This window comes from Burkholderia sp. D-99 (assembly GCF_011605345.1).
Taxonomy (GTDB): Bacteria; Pseudomonadota; Gammaproteobacteria; order Burkholderiales; family Burkholderiaceae; genus Burkholderia.
Window position 1 is genome coordinate 363,264 of record NZ_JAAOXM010000005.1, and the last position, 25,831, is coordinate 389,094.

Here is a 25,831-nt window from a genome sequence, read left to right on the forward strand (position 1 = left end):
CACACAGTGCAGACGCAGCGATCTGCGGACGGTGGCCGGCCGGCGGGATAGGCATTGCCGTTCGGCATGCTCAACAACTGAGCGCGCGATGCCGCTCGCGCATCACGCGCACACGCTGCTTGCGACGTCCCCGTCATCTGCATCGTCGATCGCGGCCCGCAAGTCGTCGATCGCCACCATCAGCTCGCGGACCTGCCGCAACGACGGGTACTGGTGCAGCACCGCATGCCATTGCGGCAACGTCAGCAGCGCGTGCCAGACGACGCCGAGGCCATCAGGATCGGCATCCGGCCGCTGCGCGAACGCGCTCGCGTACTCCAGGCTGGCTTGCGCCGACAGCAACTGCATCCGGCTTGCGGCGCCCAGCAGGCGCGGCGTCGCGTCTGCGGACGCATCGCAGCAATAGAGCACTTCCTGTTGCAGCGTCGCTTCGTCGGTCGTCAGCGCCCGCAGCGACGCGCCGTACACGCGCACCGTGCCCTGGTGCGTCTCGAACGAATAGATCGTGTCGGGGTCGGCCTGCGCGAGCAGGTTCAGGCCGCGCAGCAGGCGCGGCAGATCAGTCGTCGCGGCATCCGCGGACGCTTTCGCTTCGACGAGGAAGCGCACGTTCCATGCTGGCGCCGGGTCATCGCCGCGCGTGCGTTCGAGCAGGATCGCGTCCCATTCGGTTTTCGCGCGGTCGTGCCGGCCCGGTATCGATGACGGCACCCGCATCGACGTGACCACCCGGTAGGTACGCTGCTCGTCTACCGCTTCGAGCCTGCGGGCCAGCGCGTCGAGCGCCTGCGCGGCCAGCGCTTCGACGGCTGCGCCGCGCTGCTGCGACGCGACGCCCTGCGCAACGGCGATCGTGCTGCCTTCGAGCGGCCCCTGGCGGACCCAGAGCGCACGGTAGCGGCGCACGTGCTCGTCCGATGCCAGTGCGTCGACACGCAGCATGCGTTCGAGCGCGGGGCTGTCTTTCAGCTTGACGATGTCCTGCTCGAACGCGGCATCGGTCGTCATGTCGGGCAGTGCGAGCAGCTGCTGCAGCGTTGCGTGAAGATCGGCCCACGACGCGGAGGTCACGGCCGCATGCAGTCGCGCGAGCCCGTCGCGTTGCCACGTCTGCGCACTGCGTTCGAGTTTGGCCGGGTGCGCGATCGCATTGACGGCCGAGTACAGCGCGCGCCGGTCCTGCTCCGCGTGCGCGGACAACGACGCGTATTCGCGCACGCTCGGCGCATCGTGCCGCAGCACCGCGGCCTGAAAGGCGGGATCGCCGGACTGAGGATCCATCGCGTCGCGGATCATTTGCGCGAGGGCGTCGATGAAGCGCTGCCGCAGTGCCGTGCCGGGAGACTGGCCGTCTGTCCGCATCCGGCACGCTTCCTCGATCACGATCGCAAGGGCGGTGGCCGGATTCGCGGCGTCGGTCAATGACGACGCGCTGTCGAGCGGCGGCAGCCGGTAACGACGAGCGACGATGCGCAGGGTTTCGTCGAACAGGGCGGGCAGCGGTGTCAGCGACATGGCGGGCAGGGGCGTGAAAGCGGTTCGCATGCGCAGCGGGCGGTCCCGTGCGCGTGATGATGTGCAACGTTATCACGGCGCGGCCGAATGGACGGATGGCAGGGCCGTCGCGGCGGCGCAGGGCGCGATCGCACGCGGCGTCAGTCCCGCGCGATGTCTTTGGTCAGCGTCTCGATGGTCAGGGTGCGGTCGCGCGGTGTGCCCACGCCGGCGTCGAACGGGTAGCCCGACCGTTCCCCGGTTCGCGTATAGCCGCGGCGCAAGTAGAAGTCGATCAGTTCGTGGCGTGCCGACAGGACGACCATGACGGCCTTTCCGATCTGCCAGCGCCGGCTGGCGAATTGTTCGGCTTCGTTAAGCAACGCCTTGCCGAGCCCGCGATCCTGCATTGACGGGGAAACGGCCAGCGTGCCGATATAGGCAACGTTGCCGTCTTTCCTGACTTCGACGCAGCCGGCGATCTGCCCTTCCACGTCGGCGACCAGCAGGGCGGAATCCGGTGCGCGCAACGTATCGACGAGCTGTGACGACGCAATCCGCGGGCCGTCGACGAGCGATGCTTCGTGTGTCCATCCTGCTGCAGTCGCTGCCGGGCGGTAGGCTGAATTGATCAGTTGAACGAGCGCGTCGACATCGTGCCCGTTCGCCGTCCGGTAGCGGGTGGCGCCTTTGATCGGGCCCGTGGGTTCATCCATTGAAGTCACTCCGTTGCCGTTGTCGCGGTTTGTCCTGGATGTCACGTCGTCCAAGGATAGTTGAACGGTCGGACGGCGTCGACCGGCGACCTGCGATCGGTGCGGCCATTCAACCGGCAATCCACATTTCGCGTCACGCTGAAGCGTTCGCGCCAGACCGGCGGCATCATCTGCTTATGCGACCCGTGCCGAGCGGGCCGATCCCAACCTCGTCATGGACTGCGAACGCGAACCTCCCGACATGCTGCAGCCCGTCATGCCCCGCAGCCACCCCGCCATCGCGGACCTGCTCCTGCTCGTCACGCTTTCGACGTTATGGGGCGCGTCCTACACGTTCATCCGGATCGGCGTCGCGACCATTCCGCCGCTGACGCTGATCGCCGCGCGGACCTTGATCGCAGGCTCGGTGCTGCTGCTGTGGATGCGCGTCACGCGCATTCCGATGCCGCGCGATCTCGCGGTCTGGCGTCGCTTCTTCGTGCAGGCGCTGTTGAATAGCGTCGTACCGTTCACGCTGATCGCGTGGGCCGAACGTTCGGTCGAAGCCGGTCTCGCGACGATCCTCAATTCCGCGTCACCCGTTCTCGCGTTCGTCGGCACCTGGCTGATTACCCGCCATGAACCGCTGACGCCGAGGAAGCTGTTCGGCGTCGTCGCCGGGCTCGTCGGCATCTCGCTGGTGGTCGGCGTCAGCGCGTTCGAGGGACTCGGGCGACAACTCGTGCCGCAACTGGCGATCGTCGCGGCCACCGTCTGCTACGCGGGCGCAGCGATCTACGGCCGGGGCTTCAGCGGATTGTCGCCCGCAGCGCCCGCCGCCGGCTCGCTGATCGTCGGCGCGATCGTGCTGGTGCCTGCCAGCCTCGCCGTCGACCATCCGTGGACGCTTCATCCATCACCGCAATCGCTGATCGCGCTGGCGGCGCTCGCGGTCTTCTCGACCGCGCTCGCGTTCGTCATCTACTTCCGGCTCGTGCAGACGCTCGGTTCGGTCGGCACGACGGCGCAGGCCTATCTGCGTGTGCCGATCGGTGTCGGCATCAGCATGGCGCTGCTCGGGGAATCGCTGTCGGCATCGGCGTGGCGGGGGCTCGCTTGCGTCGTCGCGGGTGTGGCCGCGATGACGTTGCCGTCGCGACAGCGCGCGCAGCCACGCACCTGACTCCTGCCACGAAGCCGGCCGCGCAACGGTCGCGGCCGTCGCGCTGCGATCAGCGATCAGCGACCGGCGACCGGCGACCGGCGACCGGCGACCGGCGACCGGCGACCGGCGACCGGCGACCGGCGATCAGCGATCAGCGATCAGCGATCAGCGATCAGCGACCGGCGCGATCAGCCGCGCCCGCGTGCCGCGCGCATCACGCCGTCAACGTCACCGACAAACTGCCGAGCTCGTCGAAACGGACCGTCAGCGCATCGCCGAGCGGCACGTCGATCGCGCCCGCATACGAACCGGTCGTCACGATCTGCCCGGCGCGCACGGGGTCGCCCCGCGACGCGAGGAAGTTGACGAGCCACACCAGCGGCTTCAGCGGATCGCCGTCCGGATGGCGGCCGTCGATCGCGCGGTTCAGCGCGCCTTCGAACGACAGCGCCAGCGTCTCGAGCGGCACGTTCAGCCCGTCGGGCACGACCGGGCCGACGCACAGCCCCTGGTTGAACTGCCCGTCGGCCAGCAGTTCGAACTTCGACGCGCGCGTGGGCTCCGCATAGCGGCAGCCGAGCACCTCGAGCACGATGCGCACTTCGCGGATCGCGTCGCGCACGGCCTGTTCGTCGTACGGCTGATCGCGCGCGGGCAGGTCGCGATCGAGCACGAACGCGATTTCCGGTTCGATCCGCACGATCGGGCCGCCGACGACGCGGTACGGCGCATCGGCCTCGCGGATCGTCGACGCGAAGATCGGCGCGAGGATCACGCGGTCGGGCGGCGGCAGCGCGCATTTCCATCCGCCGACGGGTTCGCCGAGCAGGTCGGCCACGCGCTGCTGGATCGCGAGCGCGGTCTCGACGTTCTCGGGACGCAGCGCATCGGGCAGCAGCGGGCCGGGCGAGCCGGCATGGCGGGCGGCGACGAGATGCTGGGCGGCGCCGTCCACGCGTTCGGTAGTCGTTGTCATGTCGGTTGAGCGAGTTGAAAGTGGGCCGGCAAATAAGGGCCGGACGAAAGTCGCACATCCGATGATAGCGCCTTCGGCGCGATGATCGCTCGATCCTGGTGCGCACGGACGGCTCACCGCGGTCGCGACACGCCCCGGGATATCCCCTAGACGATCGATTCGCCCCGGCGCTTGCAAGTCGGGCAGGTTGTACGACACAATAGGGAAAGCGCTTTCCCAGATGAATCGAACGACGGGGAAACGCTGGTTTCCGGCGCGAGGGATCGCAGCCGGTTCCCATGCCGCACGGCCCGGCGGCCGCACGTCGCTGGGCACACGCCATCGGCCGTGCGCAACGATTCGACAACAACGTGGAGACAGCAGATGTTCAACAGGCTTCGGGCGGTAACTTTCGCAGTCCTTTCAGTGCTGGCGGCGCAGGTGTGCGCCGCGCCGGTCACGCTCGACGTGACGGGCTGGAAGGGCGGCGGCGCCGAGCCCGCCAACATGGCGGCGCTGATCGCGAAGTTCGAGAAGGAAAACCCCGACATCAAGGTCAAGTTCGAATACATGTCGCGCAACGACACGACGACGGTCGTGTCGTCGCGGCTGCAGGGCGGCAACGGGCCCGACGTGTTGATGGTCGACCGCGAGCTGATGCGGCAGTGGCAGGGCGCGCACCAGTTGCTGGACCTCAGCGGCGAGAAGTGGGTGCCGACGATCTGGCGCGGCGTGCGTAACCACACGCAGATCGGCGGGAAGACCTACATGCTGCCGATGGAACTGGTCGGCATCGGCCTGTTCGCGAACCTCGACCTGTTCAAGCGCGCGGGCATCGCGACGGTGCCGACCGATGTCGATCAGTTGAAGGCGGCGTGCGGGAAGCTCGCGGCGGCCGGCATCACGCCGATGCTGCTGCCCGCGAAGGAAGGCTGGGCGCCCGCGGCGCTCGTGATCGCGTCGGGGCTTGCAGCCGGCGGCGGCGACGCGGATGCGCGCGCCGAGTCGTTCGTCGGCGCGGGCAGTGCGCGCTTCGCGGCCGATCCGGCGTTCAAGCAGTCGATGGCCGCGCTGAAGGTGCTCGCGGACGCGAAGTGCTTCGTGCCGCGCCTGAACAATGGCGTGAGCGCATGGAGCACGGGGCTCACCGAGTTCCAGGCCGGCCGCGTCGCGATGATGCCGCAGGGCGCATGGAATATCGCGAAGTTCAGTGCGACGAAGGGGCTCACGTTCCAGTTCGCGCCGCTGCCGGCGCTCGTGCCCGGCAACGGGCCCGTCGCGCTCGACATGCTCGGCACCGCGTGGGCGATCAACGCGGCGTCGCACCAGGCCGACGCCGCGAAGAAGTGGCTCGCGTTCTGGGCGCGCCCCGACAACGACCGCCAGTTCCTTGACGCGGAAGCCGGGTTCAGCCCGTTCGAGGGCGGCACCGACGCGATGCCGCCGCAGGCGCAGCCGTATGCGGCCGCGCAGAAGAACGGGCACGTCGTGCTGTATCCGAAGGGCGTGTGGGCCGGCTCGCTGTTCACGGCGATCTGGAATTCGATGTCCGCGTATTTCCTCGACATCAGTCAGGACCCGGCGAAGCTGCTCGCCCGTTGGGATGCGGCCGCGCGATGAACCGCCCGTCCGCTGACATTTCCCGTGCCGCGCGATCGCGCACGGCACGGTTTGACGAAGGAGGCGCGCGATGAAGCGCAACCGGACCTTGCTGTGGTGCGCCGTGCCGGCGCTCGCGCTATACGCGCTGCTGAGCCTGTATCCGCTGTTCAAGGCCGCGCGGATGAGCCTGACGGATTTCTCCGGGGTGGGCGATGCGCACTGGATCGGGCTCGCGAACTACGCGGCGGCGTTTCGCGATCCCGCGAGCTTGCATACGCTCGTCGTCACGTTCGCGTACGCGGCGATCGTCGTGATCGTGCAGAACGGGCTCGGGCTGCTGTTCGCGGCGTTGTTGTTCTCGCTGCCGCGGTTGCGCGGCGCGTTGCGCGTCGGGCTGCTCGTGCCGAGCATGTTCTCAGCGGTGATCGCCGGGTTCGTGTGGGAGTACCTGTACTCGCCGCTCGGCGGCGGCATCAACGAACTGCTGCATCTCGTGCATCTCGACGCGCTGCAACAGGTGTGGCTCGGCGATCCGTCGGTCACGCTGCCGGCCGTCACGGCCGTGCATGTGTGGATGTACGTCGGTTATTCGACGGCGATCTTCCTGGCCGGCTACCTGAACATTCCGACGGAGCTGCACGACGCGGCGAAGCTCGACGGCGCGAATGCGTGGGTGCGCTTCACGCGCATCGACCTGCCGCTGCTCGCGCCGGCGTTCACCGTGAACATCACGCTGAGCACGATCGGCACGCTGAAGACCTTCGAGCTGCCGCTCGTGCTCACCAACGGCGGGCCGGACGGCGCGACGACCACGCTCGGGCTGCAGATCTTCCACAGCCTGTTCAACGACTACAAGTTCGGCTTCGCGAGCGCGCTGTCGATGATCATGCTCGCGATCGTCGTGGTGGTCGCCACCACGCAGAACACGATCCTGCGCCGCCGGGAGGACAACCTGTGAACGTCATCCGTCAACGCTTTCATGCGGACCGTCCGTCCGCCGGCACGTCGGGCGGCGGGCTGCGCGCGAGCGCGCTGCTGCACCGCATGCCGGGGTTCGCACGGCTCGTCGCCGCGATCGCGATCGTCGCGATCGTGCTGCTGCCGACGATCTACATGGTGCTGATGTCGCTGCGCACCGGCGACGACATCATCGCGCGACCGCTCGGGCTGCCCGATCATGTGTTCTTCGGCAACTACGCGGCCGTGTTCACGCAGATGAACTACTGGCGCAGCGTCGCGAACACGATCGGCATCACGCTCGCGGTCACGTTTCTCGTCGCGCTGCTGTCGTCGCTCGCGGCCTATCCGCTGGCACGCGTGAAGGGCCGGCTGTCGAATGCGGTCTACATCGTGCTGACGCTCGGCCTGACGATCCCGATGTTCGTGAGCCTGACGCCGCTGTACGTGCTGTTCCGCGATCTCCACCTGCTCAACACGTATCTCGGCGTCGTGCTCGCGTACACCGTGCAGAGCCTGCCGCTCGGCGTGTTCTTCTACACGAGCTTCCTGAAGCGCATCCCGCTCGAACTCGAGGAGGCCGCGGTGATGGACGGCTGCAGCCCGCTGCAGGTGTACTGGTACATCGTGCTGCCTCTGCTGCGGCCGATCACGGGCACGCTCGCGATGTTCGTCACGCTGTCGGTGTGGAACGACCTCGTCTATCCGCTGCTGTTCCTGACCGACTCGTCGAAGTTCACGATCACGGTCGCGGTGTTCCGCTTCATCGGCACCAACGACATCGATCCGACCAAGCTGTTCCCGGCAGCCGTGATGGGCACGCTGCCGCTGCTCGTGCTGTTCTTCATTCTCCAGCGCAGGATCGTCGCAGGCATCACGGCCGGCGCGGTCAAGGGGTGACCTCATGAATCCATTCGAATCGCTCGACGGCCGCGTGGTCGTCGTCACCGGCGGCGGCGACGGCATCGGCCTCGGCATCGTCGAAGTGCTTGCGTCATGCGGCGCGCAGGTGGTCGTCGCGGAGAAGAACGCCGCGCGCGCCGATGCGGTGCGCGAACGGCTCGGCGGCCGCGACGCGCTGTTCGTCGAAACCGATGTGGCCGACCCGGCGAGCGTGACCGCGCTGTTCGAACGCGTCGATGCGCATCACGGCCGGCTCGACGGGCTCGTGAACAACGCGGGCATCACGCTGCACGGCCCGTTCGACGCGTTCTCGCTCGACGACTGCGACCGCCTGTACCGCACCAACCTGCGCGCGATGTTCCAGTGCGCGCAGCTCGCGGCGCCGCGCATCGCGCGCGCGGGCGGCGGCGCGATCGTCAACATCGCGTCGAATCATGCGGGCGCGAGCGTGCCCGGCTTCGAGATGTATGCGGCGACCAAGGGCGGCATCGTCGCGATGTCGCGTGCGATGGCGACGAGCCTCGCGCCGCAGCGCATCCGCGTCAACACGCTGAGCCCCGGTTTCACGCTGAACGCGCCGATCGGCGCGGCGCTCGAGCGCGATCCCGCGCTGCTCGACGCGTATCGCGCGCTGCATCCCGCGCAGCGCATCAACGAGCCGGCCGATATCGGCCGCATCGCCGCGTTCCTGCTGTCGGACGCGGCGATCGGCATCGCCGGCGCGGATCTTGTCGCCGACAACGGTATGTCGGCGCTGCTGTTCAACCGCACCCGTTCCTCCACATGAAGATCACCGAAATCGAAACATTCGCGGTCGCGCCGCGCTGGCAGTTCGTGAAGGTCAGCACCGACGAGGGCCTGGCCGGCTGGGGCGAGCCGATCGTCGAAGGGCGCGCGGCCACCACGGCCGCCGCCGTGCACGAACTCGCCGACTACCTGATCGGCCGCGACCCGCGCCACATCGAGGACCTGTTCCAGGTCATGTATCGCGGCGGCTTCTATCGCGGCGGCCCGATCCTGACGAGCGCGATCTCGGGCATCGAGCAGGCACTGTGGGACATCAAGGCGCGCGCGCTCGGCGTACCCGTCTACGACCTGCTCGGCGGCCCGGTGCGCGAGAAGGCACGCGTGTATGCGCACGTGAAGGGCGATACGCCGGAAGAGATGGCCGCGAACGCGCGGCAGCTCGTCGAGGCCGGCTATACCGCGTTGAAGATGGGCGTGGTCAACGCGACCGACTGGATCGAGTCGCCTGCTGCGATCGACCGCGCGGTCGCGCGCTTCGGTACGGTGCGCGATGCGATCGGCAAGGAGGTCGGGCTCGGTATCGATTTCCACGGCCGCGTGCGCCGCCCCGTCGCGAAGGCGCTAGCAAAAGCGCTCGCGCCGTTCGACCCGATGTTCTACGAGGAATTGCTGCTGCCCGAGCACAACGATGCGCTGCGCGAAGTCGCACGCGACTGCGCGGTGCCGCTCGCGACCGGCGAACGGCTGTTCACGCGCTGGCAGTTCAAGGAGCTGCTGCAGGAAGGCGTCGTCGACATCGTGCAGCCCGACGTGAGCCACACGGGCGGGATCTGGGAGCTGCGCAAGATCGCGGCGATGGCCGAGGCGTACGACGTCGCGGTCGCGCCGCATTGCCCGCTCGGGCCGTTGACGCTCGCGGCGTCGCTGCAGATCGATTTCTGCACGCCGAACGCGTTCATCCAGGAGCAGTCGACCAATGTGGCCTATCACGACGACAACGCGATGTACGCGTACACGCGCGGCATCCCGTTCGCGTTCGACGCGGGCTACGTCGCGCGCCCGGGCGCGCCGGGGCTCGGCGTCGAGATCGACGAGGCGAAGGTGAGGGAAGCCGCCGCGATGGGGCACCGCTGGCGCAACCCGGTGTGGCGTCGCGAGGATGGCTCGGTCGCCGAATGGTAAGCGGCACGAACGGACGAGGAGAAACCCAATCATGGCAAGTGTGTCGCTCAAGCAGATCCGCAAGCGTTACGACGACGGCGCGGAGGTGATCAAGGACGTCAGCCTCGACATCGAGGATGGCGAATTCATGGTGTTCGTCGGCCCGTCGGGCTGCGGCAAGTCGACGATGTTGCGGATGCTCGCGGGGCTCGAGGAGATCACGTCGGGCGATCTGCTGATCGACGGCCGCCGCGTCAACGACGTGCCGGCTGCGAAGCGCGGGCTCGCGATGGTGTTCCAGAACTACGCGCTGTATCCGCACATGACGGTGTTCGAGAACATGGCGTTCGGGCTGAAGCTCGCGGGCGTCGATGCGGCCGAGACGCGCACGCGCGTCGGGCAGGCGGCCGAGGCGCTGCGGCTGTCCGCATTGCTGGATCGCAAGCCGAAGGCGCTGTCGGGCGGCCAGCGGCAGCGCGTCGCGATCGGCCGCGCGATCGTGCGCAAGCCGGGCGTGTTCCTGTTCGACGAACCGCTGTCGAACCTCGACGCCGCGCTGCGCGGCGGGATGCGGCTCGAACTCGCGCGGCTGCATCGCGAACTCGGCAGCACGATGATCTACGTGACGCACGACCAGGTCGAGGCAATGACGCTCGGGGATCGCATCGCGGTGTTCAACGGCGGGCGCATCGAGCAGGTCGGCTCGCCGCTTTCGCTGTACGAGCAGCCGGCGAACCATTTCGTCGCGTCGTTCCTCGGTTCGCCGTCGATGAACTTCCTGCCGTGCCGCGCGCACGGCGGCGCCGATGCACCGCGCTTCGACGTGCCGGGCGGCTCGCTCGCCGCGGCGCCGGACGCGTTGCGCACGTGGCCGTCGGGCTCGCTGCAGCTCGGCATCCGGCCGGAGAACCTCACGGTCGGCGCGCCCGGCACGGGGCTCGACGGCCGCGTCACGCACGCCGAGCATCTGGGCGACGCGACGATCGTCTATGTCGAGCTCGCGGGCCACGACCGGCTGCTGTCGGTGCGGCAGAACCGCGACGCGTACACGGTCGCTTCGGGGCAGCCGGTCGGCGTGCGCATCGACATGCGGCACGCGCACTTCTTCGACGACGCGGGCCGCGCGCTCTGAGTCCGGCCTGGCCGGCAGGTTCCGCCCGCCGCTGCGGCGGGCGGCCGAACGCATGCATAAAACAGAATTTCGATGACGACAGTAAAACTGGTACAGGGCGCGAACGCGATCCTGGGAGAGGGCCCGCTCTGGTGCGAACGCTCGGCGTCGCTCTACTGGATCGACATCAAGCGCACCGCGCTTTACCGCTACACGCCCGGTCATGGGCAGACGGGCTTCTGGCTGCTGCCTGAGCTGGCCGGCTGCGTCGCGGGCGTGGACGACGGGCGGCTGCTCGTCGCGCTCAAGAGCGGCCTGCACCTGTTCGACCCCGCACACGGCACGCTCGAGCGGCTGGCCGACGCCGCGCATGCGCGGCCGTCGCTGCGCTACAACGACGGCGCGGTCGACGCGCGCGGCCGCTTCTGGGTCGGCACGATGGCCGACGACGGCGACGGCCCGGGCGACCTGCATTGCTTCGAACATGCGCGTGCGTCGCGCGTCGCGGTGGCCGGCTTCGCGTGTGCGAATGGAATGGGCTGGAGCCCGGATGGCACGACGATGTATGTGACCGATTCCGGCCGCCGCACGATCTTTGCGTACGACTTCGACATCGACGCCGGGCGCTTGTCGAATGCACGGCCGTTCGCGACATTCGGCGACGCGCGCGGCGTGCCGGACGGGCTCGCGGTCGATGCGGAAGGCGGCGTGTGGTCGGCGATCTGGGACGGCTGGCGGCTGCATCGCTATGCGCCGGACGGCGCGCTCGACAGGGTCGTCGAGATGCCGGTGCAGCGGCCGACCAGCGTCGCGTTCGGCGGCGCCGATCGCGCGACGCTGTTCGTGACCTCCGCGTCGGTCAACGTGAGTGCGGACGGATTGCTGCGCGGGCCGCTCGCGGGCAGCCTGTTCGAGACGCGCCCGGGCGTGGCCGGGCTCGAACAGCACTGTGTCGCGCGTACGTGGCTCGGCGAAGCGGTCGCGGCCGCGCCGCGTTGACCGGGTGAGCGAAGTGAGCGGGTTGAGTGTGGCGAGCGGTCAGCGGCGGCGCGCGTCGCGCGGCCGCACCGTCGATTCGCGCACGACGAGCCGTGCTTCGAGCATCGTATGCGGGTCGGGCGACTTGCCTGCGAGCGCGTCGAGCAGTGTCGTCATCGCAACCTCGCCCGCGCGTTCGGTTTCGGTATCGATCGACGTCAGCGTGGGTGACGTGAGCTTGCCGAGTTCGAGGTTGTCGAAGCCGCACACGGCGACGTCGTGCGGGATCGCGATGCCGAGCCGTTCGGCTTCCTTGATGAAGCCGGCCGCGATCATGTCGTTGTAGCAGATCACCGCATCGGGCGGCTCGGCCGACAGCATCACCGATGCGCACACACGCTCGCCGTCTGCCACCGTCGCGCGCGGCACGCTGAAGGTGCGCAGCGGCAAGCCGGCGCGCGCCAGCACCTGCTCGGCGCCGGCGCGGCGTTCGTCGTCGCCGCGCGCGTTGGGCAGGCTGATGTACGCGAAGCGCTGGTACTTCTCCATCAACAGATGCTGGCCGAGCATTTCGCCCGCGCGGACCGGGTCGGAATGGAGCGTGAGCAAGCCGTCGCGCGGCGCGGAGCCGACCGCGACCACCGGCTTGCCGAGGCTCGCGGTCCAGCGAAGGTCGTCGTCGGGCATGCTGGTGTTCAGGATCAGCCCGTCGACGCGCCGGCTCAGTTTCGTCAGCGCCGGCCGTTCGCCCTTGCGGTTTTCGTCGGCATCGACGATCAGGACGACGAAATCGTTGCGCTGCGCGATCCGGTTCACGCCCTTGACCATCGCGGTGAAGTACGGGTTCAGGATGTCCTGGATCACGACGCCGACCGCGCCCGTCTGGCCGGTGGCCATCGAGCGTGCGAGCGGGTTCGACTCGTAGCCGAGCTGCTCTATCGCCTCGGCAATGCGGCGCTCGACGTCGGGCGAGAAGCGCTTCGTCTTGTTGATGAACTTCGAGACGGTACCGATGGAGACGCCTGCTGCGGCGGCGACTTCGTTGATCTTGGCCACGATGAAAGTGAGTGTCAGTGCATTTTGCCGGCGAGCATAGCATGCGCGCCGGCGGTGGCGACCGCGCGGCGGCATCGCGTGAATGCCGCGCGGTCGGACTCGGTAGTATCCCTTGGAGGGCCAGAATTTTCTTGAAAAAGCGCAATCGCGCATCGACAATGAAAACGCTTTCCCAATTCGCGAGCATAGCACGCGTGCCTTCCGTTCGAAACGTAACGGAAAACGGTACACGACAACCGCCGCGAAATTTTTTTGCTGTCGAGGGAAAGCGTTTTCCCAAATCAGACGAAACGTCAACGAAAAGCAGGAGGAGATCTTGATGCGACAGTATGGGTGGATCGCGGCGCTGGCATTGGCGGTGCCGGCGGCGGCGCAGGCCGAATCGAGCGTCACGGTGTGGGGGCGGGTGGGCGGCGACGTGCAGTACCTGAGCGGCGTGCAGAACGGCCCGCATTCGACGGGCTCGCGCTTCTCGGAAGGCAACGACTGGGGGACGAGCATCCTCGGCATCACCGGAAAAGAGGATCTCGGCGGCGGCAACCAGGCCGTGTTCTGGCTCGAATCGTCGATCAACGCGGCGAACGGCAACTACGGCGGCGGCGTGCTGTTCCAGCGCGGTGCCTGGATCGGTTTCAAGAACGAACGCTACGGCTTCCTGCGGCTCGGGCAGGGCTCGTTCATCAACAGCTATATCTGGTCGTACGATCCGCTGCTCGAGGAAAACTACTCGGTCGAGTCGCTGACGTCGTACCGCAACGGCCCGAAGCTGTCGAACGGGATCCGCTACGAATCGCCGAAGTTCGGCGGCTTCTCGTTCGCGCTGCAGGCGAACCTCGGCAACAGCTCGAACGGCTGGCTGCGCGGCTCGCCGAACAACGTGAACGCGACGGGCCTGTCCGACGGCGCGACGCTCGCTTACACGCACGGCGACTTCGAGGTGCGCGCCATCTGGAACGAGATCCGCAACCAGTACGGCCGCGAAGACAACCTGTTCACCGCGTCGCAGGAAGCGTTCATCGGCGTGCGCGACCGCTTCGGCCCCGCGCTGGTACAGCTCGGCTACACGCGCTACAGCGCGCCCGACACGCCGGCCGGCCTGTCGCGCACCGCGAACTACTACTGGGGCGGCGTGACGTACGACGCGACGCCGTTCCTGCATCTGCAGAGCGCCGTCTATTCGATGAAGATCGACGCGGGCCAATGGAGCGCCGACCACAGCGGCGAAGGGCGCTCGACGATCATCGGCCTCGGCGCGATGTACGACCTGTCGAAGCGGACGTTCCTGTATGCGACGGCCGCACACGTGTTCAACAGCGCGGGGGCGAACCTGGGTGTGAACCCGCAGTCGCCGGGGCTCGGCAACGGCAACGGGCTCGGTGCGTCGCCGATGCCGGGGCGCGGGCAGACGGGGGTCTACGCGGGTATCGAGACGCTCTTCTGATATCGGCATGACGAAGTAGCGAGCCGCAACCGTCAAACAGAGGAATCCTATGCAAGATGCAATGCAACGACCCGACGACGAGGCGCCGGTGCCGCGCCTGATCGCACTCGACTGGGGCACCACATCGCTGCGCGCGTACCTGATGGCGGATGCGCGGACCGTGCTCGACGAGCGTACCGCGCCGAAGGGCGTGATGCAGCTGGGCGGCGCGGGTATCGCGATCGCTCACGCATGCGATGCGGCGTTCGAGGACGTGTGCGGCGGATGGCTCGATGCATGGCCGGCGCTGCCGGTCGTCGCGGCCGGCATGGTCGGCAGCACGCAGGGCTGGCGCGAGGCGCCGTATGCGGACGTGCCGATCGATGCGGCGCGGCTCGGCGCATCGCTGCAGGCGGTGCGCGCGCGGCGCGGCGTGACCGTGCACATCGTGCCGGGGCTGATCCAGCGCGGCGAGCTCGCGAACGTGATGCGTGGCGAGGAGACGCAGATCGTCGGTGCGCTGCTGGCGGGCGGTGCGACGCACGGTTCGGCGTCGGTGCGGTGGATCGGGCTGCCGGGCACGCATTCGAAGTGGGTCGCCGTGCGCGGCTCGCGCATCGAGCGGTTCCGTACGTTCATGACGGGCGAACTGTATGCGCTGCTGTGTACGCACAGCCTGCTCGGCCGCACGATGCAGCCGTCGGCCGGGTTCGCGCGCGACGCATTCGAGCGCGGCGTGCGCGCCGCGCAGGCCGGCCATGCGATGGGGCTGCTCGCGACGATCTTCGGCAGCCGCGCGCGGCTGCTGGCCGGCGACCTGGCGCCTGACGAACAGGCCGACTACCTGTCCGGCGTGCTGATCGGCCATGAGCTCGCGGGGCTGGCCGCCGAAGACGGCGGCCCGGGCGGTACGGCCCGCGACGACGCGCTGCAACCGATGCTGATCGGCGACGCCGCGCTGTGCGCGCGTTACCGGCATGCGGCATCGCTGTTCGGCTGGTCGCCCGTCGACACGATCGACGGCGCGGCGGCAGCCGGCCTGTGGGTGCTGGCCGAGCGGGCGGGGCTGCTGCCCGCGGCAAGCGAGGAGGGGGCGCCGGTTCGTATCGACGAACCGGCTGCCGGAATGGGCGGCCGGCGCACGGATCGACCTGCGGTCGACCCGGTGCCGGATCACGAATGCAATATTTCGGGAGACTGACTTTGAAACACTGGAAGATTGTCGCAGCGCCGCTGATCAGCGCGCTCGCAGCATGCGGCGGCGGGGAATCGGCGGACGGCGTGGCGGCCGGGCAGCAGCTTGCCGCCGCGCCCGTTGCCGGACAGGCGGCCGATGAGGTACCCGGTACGCTGCACGTCGACTGCTCGCTCGGATCGAACGGAACGGGCTCGCCCGCGACGCCCGGCTCCGCCGCGAATCCGATCCACGATCTCGCGACGCTGAACCGGATCGTGCTCACGCCCGGCATGCACGTGCGCTTCAAGCGCGGCACGACCTGCAACGGCAGCTTTACGCCCGCACCGGGCAGTACCGGCGCGGACGGTGCGCCCATCGTCGTCGACGCATACGGCGACCCGAAGGCGCCGCGCCCCGTCATCGCGGCCGGTTGCACCGATGCGACGGCCGACCCCGACCAGTCGATCACCGAGCAGCACAAGACGCCGGGCGGGTTCAGCGGCTATTACTCGCTGTGCAAATCAGATAATCCCACCGTGAACCGTGCGGCGATCTATCTGACCAACACGCAATACTGGGAGATTCGTTCGCTGGAGCTGACCAACGATGCGACGACGCCCGGCGGGCGCCTCGGGCTGTATGTGCGGCTCGAGGATTACGGCACGGGCAGCCACTATCGCGTAGACGACGTGTACGTGCATCACGTGCGCGGCTATCTGAAGGACGTCGCCGGCAATACGGTCGGCTCGTACAAGACGACCGGCGGGATGCTGTTCGAGGTGACGCGCGACAACGAAGTCGTCGGGACGAAGGAGAAACGGACCGGCTTCGACGACATCGCGGTCGAGAACAGCGAGATCTACAACGTCGACGCGGTTGCGCTGTCGACCCGATCCGCATGGATGTGCCGGGAGGGCGGCGCGCCGTGCGGCGACTATCCGCCGTACAAGGGCAATCCGGCCTACCTCACGAATCCGGCCACCCAGGCATCGTCGGACTATTTCCCGATGACGCGTGTCGTACTCCGCAACAACCTGATTCACAACGTCGGCGGCGACGGCATCATCGTGCGCACGGCAACCGCGCCGAAGGTCGAGTCGAATCACCTGTACGACATCTGGATGCGTGCGCCGGGCAACAGCGCCGGTGCATGGGCGATCAACACCGACGATGCGCTGTTCCAGTACAACGAAGTCAACGGCGTGCGGCTGCAGAACAATATCGAAGCCGGCGACGGGATGGCGTTCGACGCCGATCTCGGCACGCGCAACACGCGCGTGGCCGCGAACTTCAGCCACGACAACGACGGCGGACTGATGCTGTTCTGCGGATGCGGTTCGGACGGACTGGGCCACGTCGCGCAGGAAACCGGCGCGATCGTCGAGAACAACCTGAGCCTGAACGACAAGCGGCGGATCGTGTCCGCCGCGGGCTCGGCCGATTCCGTCGTGCGCGACAACGTCGTGATCACCCGCACGCCGGGGCTGGTCACGCCGATCGTCGAAAACCTCAGCTACGCGAACGCGTTCCAGGTGACGGGCAACCGCTTCTACAACGCATCCGACAGCGGCGCGATCTTCCGCACGAAGAACTCGCAAGGCAGCTACGCGAACATCGTGTGGAGCGGCAACGCGTACTTCGGTTATGCGGCGGATCCCGAATTTACCGGGCCGAACTATCGTCACGGCGCCGAGCCCGACACGGTCCTGCCGTTCGCGGGGCAGGACGTGGACGCGGTCGCCGGCGAATGGTCGCGTGCCAGCGGGTTCGACAAGCACAAGTACCGCGCGCCGCATACGCGATGACGCAACAGGGCGCCGGCGCACGGCGGTGTGTGCTGCCCGCGCGGCGCCCTGCGTCGGCCGGTCGCAGCCGGCATGGGCGCCCGCTTGATCGTCGTCAACATTCGAACTCGCCATCCGCCGATGATGGTGACAAGGCCGCGCGCGATCAGACGCGCGGCAATTCACCCCAGCGAGGTTCGCATGTACAAGAAGATCATGGTGGCCGTCGACGGCAGCGGTTCGTCGAAACAGGCGCTTGCCGAGGCGGTAAAGGTCGCGCTGGCCGGCGACGCGCATCTCAGTGCCGTGTATGTGGTGGACAAGTCGGTGCTGTTCACCTACGCGGGCCGTTTTGATCCGCACGCGCTCGTCGAGGAAATCCGCGACGACGGGCGCAAGGTGCTGCGCGAAGCCGAACAGATCATCGCGCTGGCCGGCGCGAACGGCGAGGCCGAACTCGTCGAGACCGAGAGCATCGGCGAGGACATCGCGGAACGCCTGCAGCGCTACGTGAAGGAAGGCGGGATCGATCTCGCGGTGGTCGGCACGCACGGGCGGCGCGGCATCCGGCGCGTGCTGCTCGGCAGTGTCGCCGAGCGCTTCGTGCGCGGCTCGAAGTGCCCGGTGCTGCTGATTCGCGGCGACGATGACGATGTCGCGGCCGCTGCTGCGGCTGCCTGACGCGGCGGGCGCGCGATGATACGCCGCCAGTCCAGGATCGTCGTCGCGGCGATCGCCGTGTTCGTGTCGCTCGCGGGGATGATGGCCGTCGTGTCGGGCCTGCTGTTCGACAACGCGATGGCGCTGCGCGGCGGCGCGATCGCGCTGGTCGTCGGCGTGGCCGCCTTCGTCGTGATGCTCAATCCGGGTGCGAAAGGCGAGGCGTGACGCGCGCGGGCATGGCCGGTTTCTTTTGGCCGACGGTGCCGGAAGTGGTCGGAAACCGCTTTCCGAAAGGCCGGCGATAGCCGCCGCGCCCGCCTCATTGCTTGGCGCGGCCATGCCGCGCCGTTGCTCCGTTTACTCGCTTGCCGTACCCGGCGCCTTCGCGCCGTCCTGCCCGACCTGTATCTCCAGCCGCTTCAACGTTTCCTCAAGCTCCGCGTTCTTCGGCTGAACCTTCCGCGCCTGCGCGAACGCATCGCGCGCTTCATCCTGGCGCCCCAGTTTCCACAGCACCTCACCCTTGTGCGTCAGCCCGGTTGCATAGGCTTCGCTTGCGCCCTTGTCCTCATCGCCGTCCTTCGCGAAGATCGCGATCGACCGGTCGAACCACGTGAGCGCTTCGTCGTTGCGACCGAGGCGATAAAGCGCCCAGCCCTTGCTGTCGAGCGCATACGCATCGTCTGGTGATTGCGCGAGATGCGCGTCGATCATCGCGAGCCCGCGCTCGACCGCGACGCCGGCATCGGCGAGCCGATAGCCGAGGTCGTTCAGGCGATCGTCCGGAATCCTGTCGAGATCGAGCGCGGCGGTGACGCGGCCCTCGTCGCGTTCGGCGATCGCGAGCGACAGCAGCTTGGCGGCGATCTGCTGCCGCAATTCGCTGCTGATCCGGTCGCCGTTGGCGACCAGGCTGCCGAGGTACTGCGTGTACAGGTCAGGTGCGCCCGGGGCGTTCACGCTGTTCGCGATGGTCACGCCCGGGCCCGCGCACCAGTCGGTGTCGGCCGACCCGGCCAGCATGCCGACGTAAAGATTGACGTTGCGCGGCGTGCGCGATTGCGCGTAGTAGGTGTAGCCGTTCGCATCCGAATAGCCGCACGCCAGATATTCGTTCTCCACGTCCAGCACGTACGGGAAATGGCCGAGCGGTGCCGTGCCGCCCGGATCGACCAGCCGGAACGATTCGCCCAGATCGCCGTCGCCGATGATGGAGTTGAACACCCATTGCTTCTCCGGATGCAGTTTCGGCAGCCGGATCCGGACGGTCCGCCCGGCCGCGTCGGTCGTGCCGAAGATCACGCTGTCATGCTGTTCCGGCTTGACGGGCACCCCTGCGATGACCTGACCGGGCAGGAACAGCCGGTAGCGCGCATTCGGCAGCGGCTGGTGCGTGGCGGGGTCACGCAGCACGAACTGGTGAACGTAAGCCCCTTTTCCGAACGATGCCGTCGGTGCGACGTAGGTACGCGCATGGGCGGCGGGCAGGGCGGTGCAGCTCAAGGCCGCGGCAACGAGCGCGGCGAGAAGGCGGGATGTCATGAAATTGCGGTTCTTGTTGGTAAAGGTGTTATTGACCGACGGCCGGAAATGCACCGAACGACCTGCGCGCCTTTCGATAACCCGCTGCGAATACCGATACGGATGGCCGGAACGTCCAGCGCAATTCGATGCGGATCTCGCCCGCCGCAGCGTGAGGCGAGGAAGCGGCAGGCGGATCGCGCGCGAATGCAGTGCGCAGCATAGCAGGCCGTGTTGCTCGCGCCCCATTTGCTTTCGCTGTTTCGAGCCGATCAACGATAGCGTGATTTGTATCAAGTCGTGATACGTCTATCCGTCCGACAATGGGTTTGATCACGGTGAGAAGGAAACAACGATCGAAATTCGGTCGTTCTATACATCTGCTATTTCACCTCCTTGAATAATCAGGGTCTGCCAAAAGACCGGAAAAACGAGATCCCCATGAGCCATTTCCTGGACAGATTGCGTTATTTCTCCACCACGAGGCCGCGCTTCTCCGACGGACACGGCGCCGTCACGGACGAAGACCGAAAATGGGAAGACGGCTACCGGATGCGCTGGCAGCACGACAAGATCGTCCGCTCGACCCATGGCGTGAACTGCACGGGCTCGTGCTCGTGGAAGGTTTACGTGAAAGGCGGGATCGTCACCTGGGAAACCCAGCAGACCGACTATCCGCGCACGCGCCCGGACATGCCGAATCACGAGCCGCGCGGCTGCTCGCGCGGGGCGTCCTACTCCTGGTACCTGTATAGCGCGAACCGCCTGAAGCACCCGATGGTGCGCAGCGCGCTCGTGAAGCTGTGGCGCGAACGCCGCCGCACGCTCGGGCCGGTCGACGCGTGGCGCTCGATCGTCGAAGACGATGCGGCACGCCGTTCGTACCAGAGCCGCCGCGGCCTCGGCGGCTTCGTGCGCGCAAGCTGGGACGAGGTCAACGAGATCGTCGCGGCGGCCAACGTGCACACCGTCGAGCGGCACGGCCCCGATCGCGTGGTCGGCTTCTCGCCGATTCCGGCGATGTCGATGGTGTCGTACGCGGCAGGTTCGCGCTATCTGTCGCTGATCGGCGGCGTGTGCCTGAGCTTCTACGACTGGTATTGCGACCTGCCGCCCGCGTCGCCGCAAACGTGGGGCGAGCAGACCGACGTGCCGGAATCGGCCGACTGGTACAACTCGACGTTCATCATGATGTGGGGCTCCAATGTCCCGCAGACGCGCACGCCGGACGCGCACTTCCTCGTCGAGGCGCGCTATCGCGGCACCAAGGTCGTGTCGGTGTTCCCCGATTACTCGGAAGGCGCGAAGTTCGGCGACCTGTGGCTGCATCCGAAGCAGGGCACCGACGCGGCGCTCGCGCTCGCGATGGGGCACGTGATCCTCAAGGAATTCCATTTGGCGGGGAAGAGCGACTACTTCGCCGCCTACTGCAAGCGCTATACCGATATGCCGTGCCTCGTGCGTCTCGTGCCGCACGGCGACGGCTACGTGCCCGAGCGCCTCGTGCGCGCGTCCGACTTCGACGATGCGCTCGACGAGGCCGCGCATCCGGACTGGAAGACCGTGATGATCGACGACGCGAACGGCGAGTTCGTCGTACCGGTCGGCTCGGTGGGGTTCCGCTGGGGGCAGCAGGATGAAGCCGACAAGGGCAAGTGGAACCTGCGCGGCGAGACGTCGAAGGGCGCGGCGCTGTCGCCACGGCTGTCGTGTACGGCCGTGCACGACGAAGTCGTCGACGTGCTGTTTCCGTACTTCGGCAACCAGCCGCACGCGCATTTCAATTCGACGCAGCATGCGTCCACGCTGTCGCGCCGGATCGGCGTGCGGCGCATCGCGACGCACAACGGCGACCTGCTGGTCGCGACCGTCTACGACCTGTTCGTCGCGAACTACGGGCTTGACCAGGGTCTCGGCGGCCGCGACGTGGCCGCGAGCTACGACGACGACCTGCCGTACACGCCGGCCTGGCAGGAAGCCATCACCGGCGTGAAGCGCGCGGACGTGATCTCGGTCGCGCGGCAGTTCGCGGAGAACGCGCACAAGACGCAGGGCAAGTCGATGGTGATCATCGGCGCGGGGATCAACCACTGGTTCCACATGGACATGTCGTACCGCGCGATCATCAACATGCTGATCATGTGCGGCTGCATCGGCAAGCCGGGCGGCGGCTGGTCGCACTACGTGGGCCAGGAGAAGCTGCGGCCTCAGACGGGCTGGACGGCGCTGTCGGCGGCGCTCGACTGGAACCGCCCACCGCGCCAGATGAACGCGACGTCGTTCTTCTACGCCCATACCGACCAGTGGCGCTACGACCTGATGGATCCGGCCACGCTGCTGTCGCCGCTCGCGGACAAGTCGCAGTTCCACGGCGCGCCGATCGACTACAACGTGCGCGCGGAACGGATGGGCTGGCTGCCGTCCGCGCCGCAGCTCGCGGTGAATCCGCTGAAGGTCGGCGCGGCGCTCGCCGATCCCGCGCAGGCCGGTGCCGACATCGCGCAGCAATTGAAGTCGGGTGTGCTGAGGATGGCGAGCGAAGATCCCGATGCGCCGGAGAACTTCCCGCGCAACCTGTTCGTGTGGCGCTCGAACCTGCTCGGCTCGTCGGGCAAGGGGCATGAATATTTCCTGAAGCACCTGCTCGGCACGACCCACGGCGTGCAGGGCGAGGATCTCGGCGCGACGGGCGGCCCGCGTCCCGAGGAAGTGACGTGGCACGACGAAGCGCCGCGCGGCAAGCTCGACCTGCTCGTGACGCTCGACTTCAGGATGTCGACCACCTGCATGTACTCGGACGTCGTGCTGCCGACCGCGACGTGGTACGAGAAGGACGACATGAACACGTCCGACATGCACCCGTTCATCCATCCGCTGTCGGCGGCCGTCGATCCCGCGTGGGAATCGAAGAGCGACTGGGAGATCTTCAAGGGGATCGCGAAGCGCTTTTCCGAGCTGTGCGACGGGCATCTGGGTGTCGAGCGCGACGTGGTGCTCGCGCCGATCGCGCACGACTCGCCGGGCGAGCTCGCACAACCGTTCGATGTGCAGGACTGGAAGCGCGGCGAATGCGAGCCGGTACCGGGCCGCACGATGCCGAACGTGACCGTCGTCGAGCGCGACTTTCCGAACACCTACGCGCGCTTCACGTCGCTCGGGCCGCTGATGGACAAGCTCGGCAACGGCGGCAAGGGCATCGGCTGGGACACGAAGGACGAAGTGAAGCTGCTCGGCGAGCTGAACTACAAGGTGGCCGACGGCACGGCGCAAGGCCGCCCGCGCATCGACACGGCGCTCGACGCGGCCGAGGTGATCCTCGCGCTCGCGCCCGAGACCAACGGCGAAGTGGCGGTGAAGGCGTGGCGCGCGCTGTCGGGCATCACGGGCATCGACCATACGCACCTGGCCGCCGCGCGCGCGGACGAGAAGATCCGCTTCCGCGACATCCAGGCGCAGCCGCGCAAGATCATCTCGTCGCCGACCTGGAGCGGGATCGAATCCGAGCACGTGTCGTACAACGCCGGCTACGTGAACGTGCACGAGCTGGTGCCGTGGCGCACGATGACCGGCCGCCAGCAGCTCTACCAGGATCATGCGTGGATGCGTGCGTTCGGCGAATCGCTGTGCGCGTACAAGCCGCCGATCGATACGGGCAGTTACGCGCACATGCTCGGCACGCGTTCGAACGGCAACCCCGAACGGGTGCTGAACTTCCTGACGCCGCACCAGAAGTGGGGGATCCACAGCACCTACACGGACAACCTGCTGATGCTGACGCTGTCGCGCGGCGGCCCGATCGTGTGGATGTCGGAGGACGACGCGAAGGCGATCGGCGCGGTCGATAACGACTGGATCGAGTGCTACAACTCGAACGGCGCGTTGTGCGCGCGGGCCGTCGTGAGCCAGCGGATTCCGTCCGGGATGGTGATGATGTACCACGCGCAGGAGAAGATCGTGAACACGCCGGGCTCCGAGATCACCGGCACGCGCGGCGGCATCCACAACTCGGTCACGCGCATCGCACTGAAGCCGACCCACATGATCGGCGGCTACGCGCAGCTGTCGTACGGCTTCAACTACTACGGCACGGTCGGCTCGAATCGCGACGAATTCCTGATCGTACGCAGGATGAACCGGATCGACTGGCTCGACGGTGAAGCAGCCGCAACGGCGACACAGGGTGGGCGCGAAGGAGAAACGTCATGAAGGTACGCGCACAGATCGCGATGGTGCTGAACCTCGACAAGTGCATCGGCTGCCATACCTGCTCGGTGACCTGCAAGAACGTGTGGACCAGCCGCGAGGGGATGGAATACGCGTGGTTCAACAACGTCGAGACGAAACCGGGTATCGGCTACCCGAAGGACTGGGAGAACCAGGACCGCTGGCGCGGCGGCTGGCAGCGGCGCGCGGACGGCAGGATCGAGCCGCGCCTCGGCGGCAAGTGGCGACTGCTCGCGCAGATCTTCGCGAATCCGCACCTGCCGGAGATCGACGACTACTACGAGCCGTTCACGTTCGACTACGCGCACCTGCAGGAAGCCGGCAATACGCGCGCGATGCCGGTCGCGCGGCCGCGCTCCGTGATCAGCGGCCAGCGCCTCGAGAAGATCGAGTGGGGGCCGAACTGGGAAGAGATCCTCGGCGGCGAGTTCGAGAAGCGCGCGAAGGACACCAACTTCGAAGGGGTGCAGAAGGACATCTACGGGCAGTTCGAGAACACCTTCATGATGTACCTGCCGCGCCTGTGCGAGCACTGCCTGAATCCGGCGTGCGTCGCGTCGTGCCCGTCGGGCTCGATCTACAAGCGCGAGGAAGACGGCATCGTGCTGATCGACCAGGACAAGTGCCGCGGCTGGCGCATGTGCGTGTCGGGCTGCCCGTACAAGAAGATCTACTACAACTGGAAGAGCGGCAAGGCCGAGAAGTGCATCTTCTGCTATCCGCGCATCGAGGCCGGCCAGCCGACCGTGTGCTCGGAAACCTGCGTGGGCCGCATTCGTTATCTCGGCGTGCTGCTGTACGACGCCGACCGGATCAGCGAGGTGGCCAGCGCCGAGAACGAGAAAGACCTGTACGAAGCGCAACTGTCGCTGTTCCTCGACCCGGACGACCCGGCCGTGATCGCGCAGGCCGAGCGCGACGGCGTGCCGGCCGCGTGGATCGACGCCGCGCGGCGTTCGCCGACCTACAAGATGGCGATCGACTGGAAGATCGCGTTCCCGCTGCATCCGGAATACCGGACGCTGCCGATGGTGTGGTACGTGCCGCCGCTGTCGCCGATCAACGCGGCCGCGAACAGCGGCGCGCTCGGGATGAACGGCTACCTGCCGGACGTCGAATCGCTGCGCATTCCGCTGCGCTATCTCGCGAACCTGCTGACGGCGGGCGACGAGGCACCCGTGAAGCTCGCGCTAGAACGGCTCCTCGCGATGCGTGCCTTCATGCGGGCGCGCCACGTCGACGGCATCGATGCGCGCGGCGTGCTTGACCAGGTCGGGCTGTCGCTTGCGCAGGTCGAGGAGATGTACCGCTATCTCGCGATCGCGAACTACGAGGATCGGTTCGTGATCCCGACCACGCACCGCGAGTATGCGGAGAACGCGTACGACCTGCGCGCGTCGTGCGGCTTCTCGTTCGGCAACGGCTGCTCGGACGGCCGTTCCGACGCGAGCCTGTTCAGCACGAAGAAGGGCAGCAAGACGATTCCGATCCACGAGGCTTCGCGATGATGAGCACCGCACCCGATCCGACCTACGCGGCGCTCGCGGCGCTGCTCGACTATCCCGACGATACGCTCGTCGCCGCGCTCGACTCGATCGAAGCGCACCTGCGCGAGCCCGCGCGCGCGCCGAAAACGGTGCGCGCGGGTCTCGACCGCTTCTTCGCGTACGTGCGCGAACGCGACCTGCTGACGCTGCAGGAGAACTACGTCGCGCTGTTCGACCGTGGCCGTGCGACGTCGCTGTATCTGTTCGAGCACGTGCACGGCGAATCGCGCGACCGCGGGCAGGCGATGGTCGACCTGCTGCAGATGTACGAGCGGCACGGGCTGTTCCTGAAGCAGGGCGAGCTGCCCGACTACCTGCCGGTTTTCCTCGAATACCTGTCGCGGCTGCCGGCGCCCGATGCCCGCAAGCTGCTCGCCGAAACCGGCGAGATCCTGCGCGCGCTGGCCGGCCAGCTCGCGCAGCGCGGCAGCCATTACGGCTTCGTCGTCGGTGCGCTGCTGCCGATGGCCGGCCTCGCACCGGCCGACGCACCGGGCGCGGCCGCCGACGACGTGGCGGCCGAGCGTCCGAGCGCCGCCGACTATCGTGCGCTCGACGCGTCGTATGCGGACGAGGCCGTGCGCTTCGTCGGCGCGGCCACGCCGGCGGAGGAACCGGTGCGCTTCTACGATCAACGGCCCGCGCGGCGCGCGTAGTCGCGTCGCGCCAAC

Annotated in this window: 21 protein-coding genes; 16 read left to right on the forward strand and 5 right to left on the reverse strand. The window is 67.6% G+C overall.

The window, feature by feature from the left end:
• Positions 1-102: 102 nt before the first annotated feature.
• The gene (locus tag HAV18_RS21215; RefSeq protein WP_166959785.1) at positions 103-1,515 is read right to left on the reverse strand and encodes a 3-deoxy-D-arabino-heptulosonate 7-phosphate synthase; all 1,413 of its coding nucleotides are present in this window, start codon (positions 1,513-1,515) and stop codon (positions 103-105) included.
• Positions 1,516-1,655: 140 nt separating this feature from the next.
• Positions 1,656-2,210 (reverse strand): GNAT family N-acetyltransferase, encoded by a 555-nt coding sequence (locus HAV18_RS21220; protein WP_166959343.1) that lies wholly within the window; start codon positions 2,208-2,210, stop codon positions 1,656-1,658.
• Positions 2,211-2,466: 256 nt separating this feature from the next.
• Between HAV18_RS21220 and HAV18_RS21225 the strand changes: the two genes are divergently transcribed.
• Positions 2,467-3,372: a DMT family transporter gene (locus tag HAV18_RS21225; protein WP_166959346.1), complete on the forward strand. Its 906-nt coding sequence runs from the start codon at positions 2,467-2,469 to the stop codon at positions 3,370-3,372.
• Between the two features lie 196 nt (positions 3,373-3,568).
• Here HAV18_RS21225 and HAV18_RS21230 read toward each other — a convergent pair whose 3' ends face one another.
• Entirely contained in the window at positions 3,569-4,330 is a 762-nt protein-coding gene (locus HAV18_RS21230) for a 2-keto-4-pentenoate hydratase (RefSeq protein WP_166959349.1), read from the reverse strand.
• A gap of 363 nt (positions 4,331-4,693) precedes the next feature.
• Between HAV18_RS21230 and HAV18_RS21235 the strand changes: the two genes are divergently transcribed.
• From HAV18_RS21235 to HAV18_RS21265, 7 genes are all read left to right on the forward strand, one after another.
• Positions 4,694-5,929, forward strand: a complete 1,236-nt coding sequence (locus HAV18_RS21235) for an ABC transporter substrate-binding protein (RefSeq protein ID WP_166959352.1) — start codon at positions 4,694-4,696, stop codon at positions 5,927-5,929.
• 70 nt (positions 5,930-5,999) lie between these two features.
• The gene (locus HAV18_RS21240; protein ID WP_166959355.1) at positions 6,000-6,869 is read left to right on the forward strand and encodes a carbohydrate ABC transporter permease; all 870 of its coding nucleotides are present in this window, start codon (positions 6,000-6,002) and stop codon (positions 6,867-6,869) included.
• A complete protein-coding gene (locus tag HAV18_RS21245) occupies positions 6,866-7,768 on the forward strand; it encodes a carbohydrate ABC transporter permease (RefSeq protein WP_166959357.1) in 903 nt (300 codons plus the stop codon). Before HAV18_RS21240 ends, HAV18_RS21245 begins: the two co-directional genes overlap by 4 nt.
• Before the next feature lie 4 nt (positions 7,769-7,772).
• On the forward strand, positions 7,773-8,558 hold the full coding sequence (locus HAV18_RS21250) for an SDR family NAD(P)-dependent oxidoreductase (protein ID WP_166959359.1): 786 nt from the start codon (positions 7,773-7,775) through the stop codon (positions 8,556-8,558).
• On the forward strand, positions 8,555-9,700 hold the full coding sequence (dgoD, locus tag HAV18_RS21255; RefSeq protein ID WP_166959362.1) for a galactonate dehydratase: 1,146 nt from the start codon (positions 8,555-8,557) through the stop codon (positions 9,698-9,700). The genes HAV18_RS21250 and dgoD overlap by 4 nt, the downstream gene beginning before the upstream one ends.
• 31 nt (positions 9,701-9,731) lie before the next feature.
• Positions 9,732-10,811: an ABC transporter ATP-binding protein gene (locus tag HAV18_RS21260; RefSeq protein ID WP_166959364.1), complete on the forward strand. Its 1,080-nt coding sequence runs from the start codon at positions 9,732-9,734 to the stop codon at positions 10,809-10,811.
• Between the two features lie 72 nt (positions 10,812-10,883).
• Entirely contained in the window at positions 10,884-11,789 is a 906-nt protein-coding gene (locus HAV18_RS21265; RefSeq protein ID WP_166959366.1) for an SMP-30/gluconolactonase/LRE family protein, read from the forward strand.
• A gap of 39 nt (positions 11,790-11,828) precedes the next feature.
• On the opposite strand, the gene HAV18_RS21270 is transcribed toward HAV18_RS21265, so the two are convergent.
• Positions 11,829-12,824 (reverse strand): LacI family DNA-binding transcriptional regulator, encoded by a 996-nt coding sequence (locus tag HAV18_RS21270; protein WP_319022359.1) that lies wholly within the window; start codon positions 12,822-12,824, stop codon positions 11,829-11,831.
• 319 nt (positions 12,825-13,143) lie between these two features.
• On the opposite strand from HAV18_RS21270, the gene HAV18_RS21275 reads away from it, so the two are divergent.
• From HAV18_RS21275 to HAV18_RS21295, 5 genes are all read left to right on the forward strand, one after another.
• Entirely contained in the window at positions 13,144-14,265 is a 1,122-nt protein-coding gene (locus tag HAV18_RS21275) for a porin (RefSeq protein ID WP_166959369.1), read from the forward strand.
• Between the two features lie 61 nt (positions 14,266-14,326).
• Positions 14,327-15,445 (forward strand): 2-dehydro-3-deoxygalactonokinase, encoded by a 1,119-nt coding sequence (locus HAV18_RS21280; RefSeq protein WP_166959371.1) that lies wholly within the window; start codon positions 14,327-14,329, stop codon positions 15,443-15,445.
• Between the two features lie 2 nt (positions 15,446-15,447).
• A complete protein-coding gene (locus tag HAV18_RS21285) occupies positions 15,448-17,226 on the forward strand; it encodes a hypothetical protein (protein ID WP_166959373.1) in 1,779 nt (592 codons plus the stop codon).
• Between the two features lie 180 nt (positions 17,227-17,406).
• Entirely contained in the window at positions 17,407-17,886 is a 480-nt protein-coding gene (locus HAV18_RS21290) for a universal stress protein (protein WP_166959376.1), read from the forward strand.
• Positions 17,887-17,901: 15 nt separating this feature from the next.
• Positions 17,902-18,093: a DUF2964 family protein gene (locus tag HAV18_RS21295; RefSeq protein ID WP_166959378.1), complete on the forward strand. Its 192-nt coding sequence runs from the start codon at positions 17,902-17,904 to the stop codon at positions 18,091-18,093.
• Between the two features lie 132 nt (positions 18,094-18,225).
• On the opposite strand, the gene HAV18_RS21300 is transcribed toward HAV18_RS21295, so the two are convergent.
• Positions 18,226-19,410, reverse strand: coding sequence for a tetratricopeptide repeat protein (locus tag HAV18_RS21300; RefSeq protein WP_166959381.1), 1,185 nt, complete (start codon positions 19,408-19,410; stop codon positions 18,226-18,228).
• 420 nt (positions 19,411-19,830) lie between these two features.
• On the opposite strand from HAV18_RS21300, the gene HAV18_RS21305 reads away from it, so the two are divergent.
• The 3 genes from HAV18_RS21305 to narJ are packed head-to-tail and all read left to right on the forward strand — an operon-like array spanning position 19,831 to position 25,816.
• Positions 19,831-23,595, forward strand: coding sequence for a nitrate reductase subunit alpha (locus HAV18_RS21305; protein ID WP_166959382.1), 3,765 nt, complete (start codon positions 19,831-19,833; stop codon positions 23,593-23,595).
• Positions 23,592-25,121 carry a nitrate reductase subunit beta gene (narH, locus tag HAV18_RS21310; protein WP_166959385.1) on the forward strand — a complete coding sequence of 510 codons (1,530 nt, stop codon included), beginning with the start codon at positions 23,592-23,594 and terminating at the stop codon, positions 25,119-25,121. The genes HAV18_RS21305 and narH overlap by 4 nt, the downstream gene beginning before the upstream one ends.
• Complete coding sequence (gene narJ / locus HAV18_RS21315) at positions 25,121-25,816, forward strand: nitrate reductase molybdenum cofactor assembly chaperone (RefSeq protein ID WP_166959791.1); 696 nt, start codon at positions 25,121-25,123, stop codon at positions 25,814-25,816. Before narH ends, narJ begins: the two co-directional genes overlap by 1 nt.
• The last annotated feature ends 15 nt before the right edge of the window (positions 25,817-25,831 follow it).

Bases quoted from the DNA above. Each gene is read 5' to 3' on its own strand.
- HAV18_RS21230 (WP_166959349.1), bottom strand. From the start codon at position 4,330: ATGACAACGACTACCGAACGCGTGGACGGCGCCGCCCAGCATCTCGTC.
- HAV18_RS21295 (WP_166959378.1), top strand. From the start codon at position 17,902: ATGATACGCCGCCAGTCCAGGATCGTCGTCGCGGCGATCGCCGTGTTC.
- dgoD (WP_166959362.1), top strand. From the start codon at position 8,555: ATGAAGATCACCGAAATCGAAACATTCGCGGTCGCGCCGCGCTGGCAG.
- HAV18_RS21280 (WP_166959371.1), top strand. From the start codon at position 14,327: ATGCAACGACCCGACGACGAGGCGCCGGTGCCGCGCCTGATCGCACTC.
- narH (WP_166959385.1), top strand. From the start codon at position 23,592: ATGAAGGTACGCGCACAGATCGCGATGGTGCTGAACCTCGACAAGTGC.
- HAV18_RS21265 (WP_166959366.1), top strand. From the start codon at position 10,884: ATGACGACAGTAAAACTGGTACAGGGCGCGAACGCGATCCTGGGAGAG.
- HAV18_RS21290 (WP_166959376.1), top strand. From the start codon at position 17,407: ATGTACAAGAAGATCATGGTGGCCGTCGACGGCAGCGGTTCGTCGAAA.
- HAV18_RS21225 (WP_166959346.1), top strand. From the start codon at position 2,467: ATGCCCCGCAGCCACCCCGCCATCGCGGACCTGCTCCTGCTCGTCACG.
- HAV18_RS21260 (WP_166959364.1), top strand. From the start codon at position 9,732: ATGGCAAGTGTGTCGCTCAAGCAGATCCGCAAGCGTTACGACGACGGC.
- narJ (WP_166959791.1), top strand. From the start codon at position 25,121: ATGAGCACCGCACCCGATCCGACCTACGCGGCGCTCGCGGCGCTGCTC.
- HAV18_RS21250 (WP_166959359.1), top strand. From the start codon at position 7,773: ATGAATCCATTCGAATCGCTCGACGGCCGCGTGGTCGTCGTCACCGGC.
- HAV18_RS21300 (WP_166959381.1), bottom strand. From the start codon at position 19,410: ATGACATCCCGCCTTCTCGCCGCGCTCGTTGCCGCGGCCTTGAGCTGC.
- HAV18_RS21220 (WP_166959343.1), bottom strand. From the start codon at position 2,210: ATGGATGAACCCACGGGCCCGATCAAAGGCGCCACCCGCTACCGGACG.
- HAV18_RS21305 (WP_166959382.1), top strand. From the start codon at position 19,831: ATGAGCCATTTCCTGGACAGATTGCGTTATTTCTCCACCACGAGGCCG.
- HAV18_RS21240 (WP_166959355.1), top strand. From the start codon at position 6,000: ATGAAGCGCAACCGGACCTTGCTGTGGTGCGCCGTGCCGGCGCTCGCG.
- HAV18_RS21235 (WP_166959352.1), top strand. From the start codon at position 4,694: ATGTTCAACAGGCTTCGGGCGGTAACTTTCGCAGTCCTTTCAGTGCTG.
- HAV18_RS21215 (WP_166959785.1), bottom strand. From the start codon at position 1,515: ATGTCGCTGACACCGCTGCCCGCCCTGTTCGACGAAACCCTGCGCATC.
- HAV18_RS21275 (WP_166959369.1), top strand. From the start codon at position 13,144: ATGCGACAGTATGGGTGGATCGCGGCGCTGGCATTGGCGGTGCCGGCG.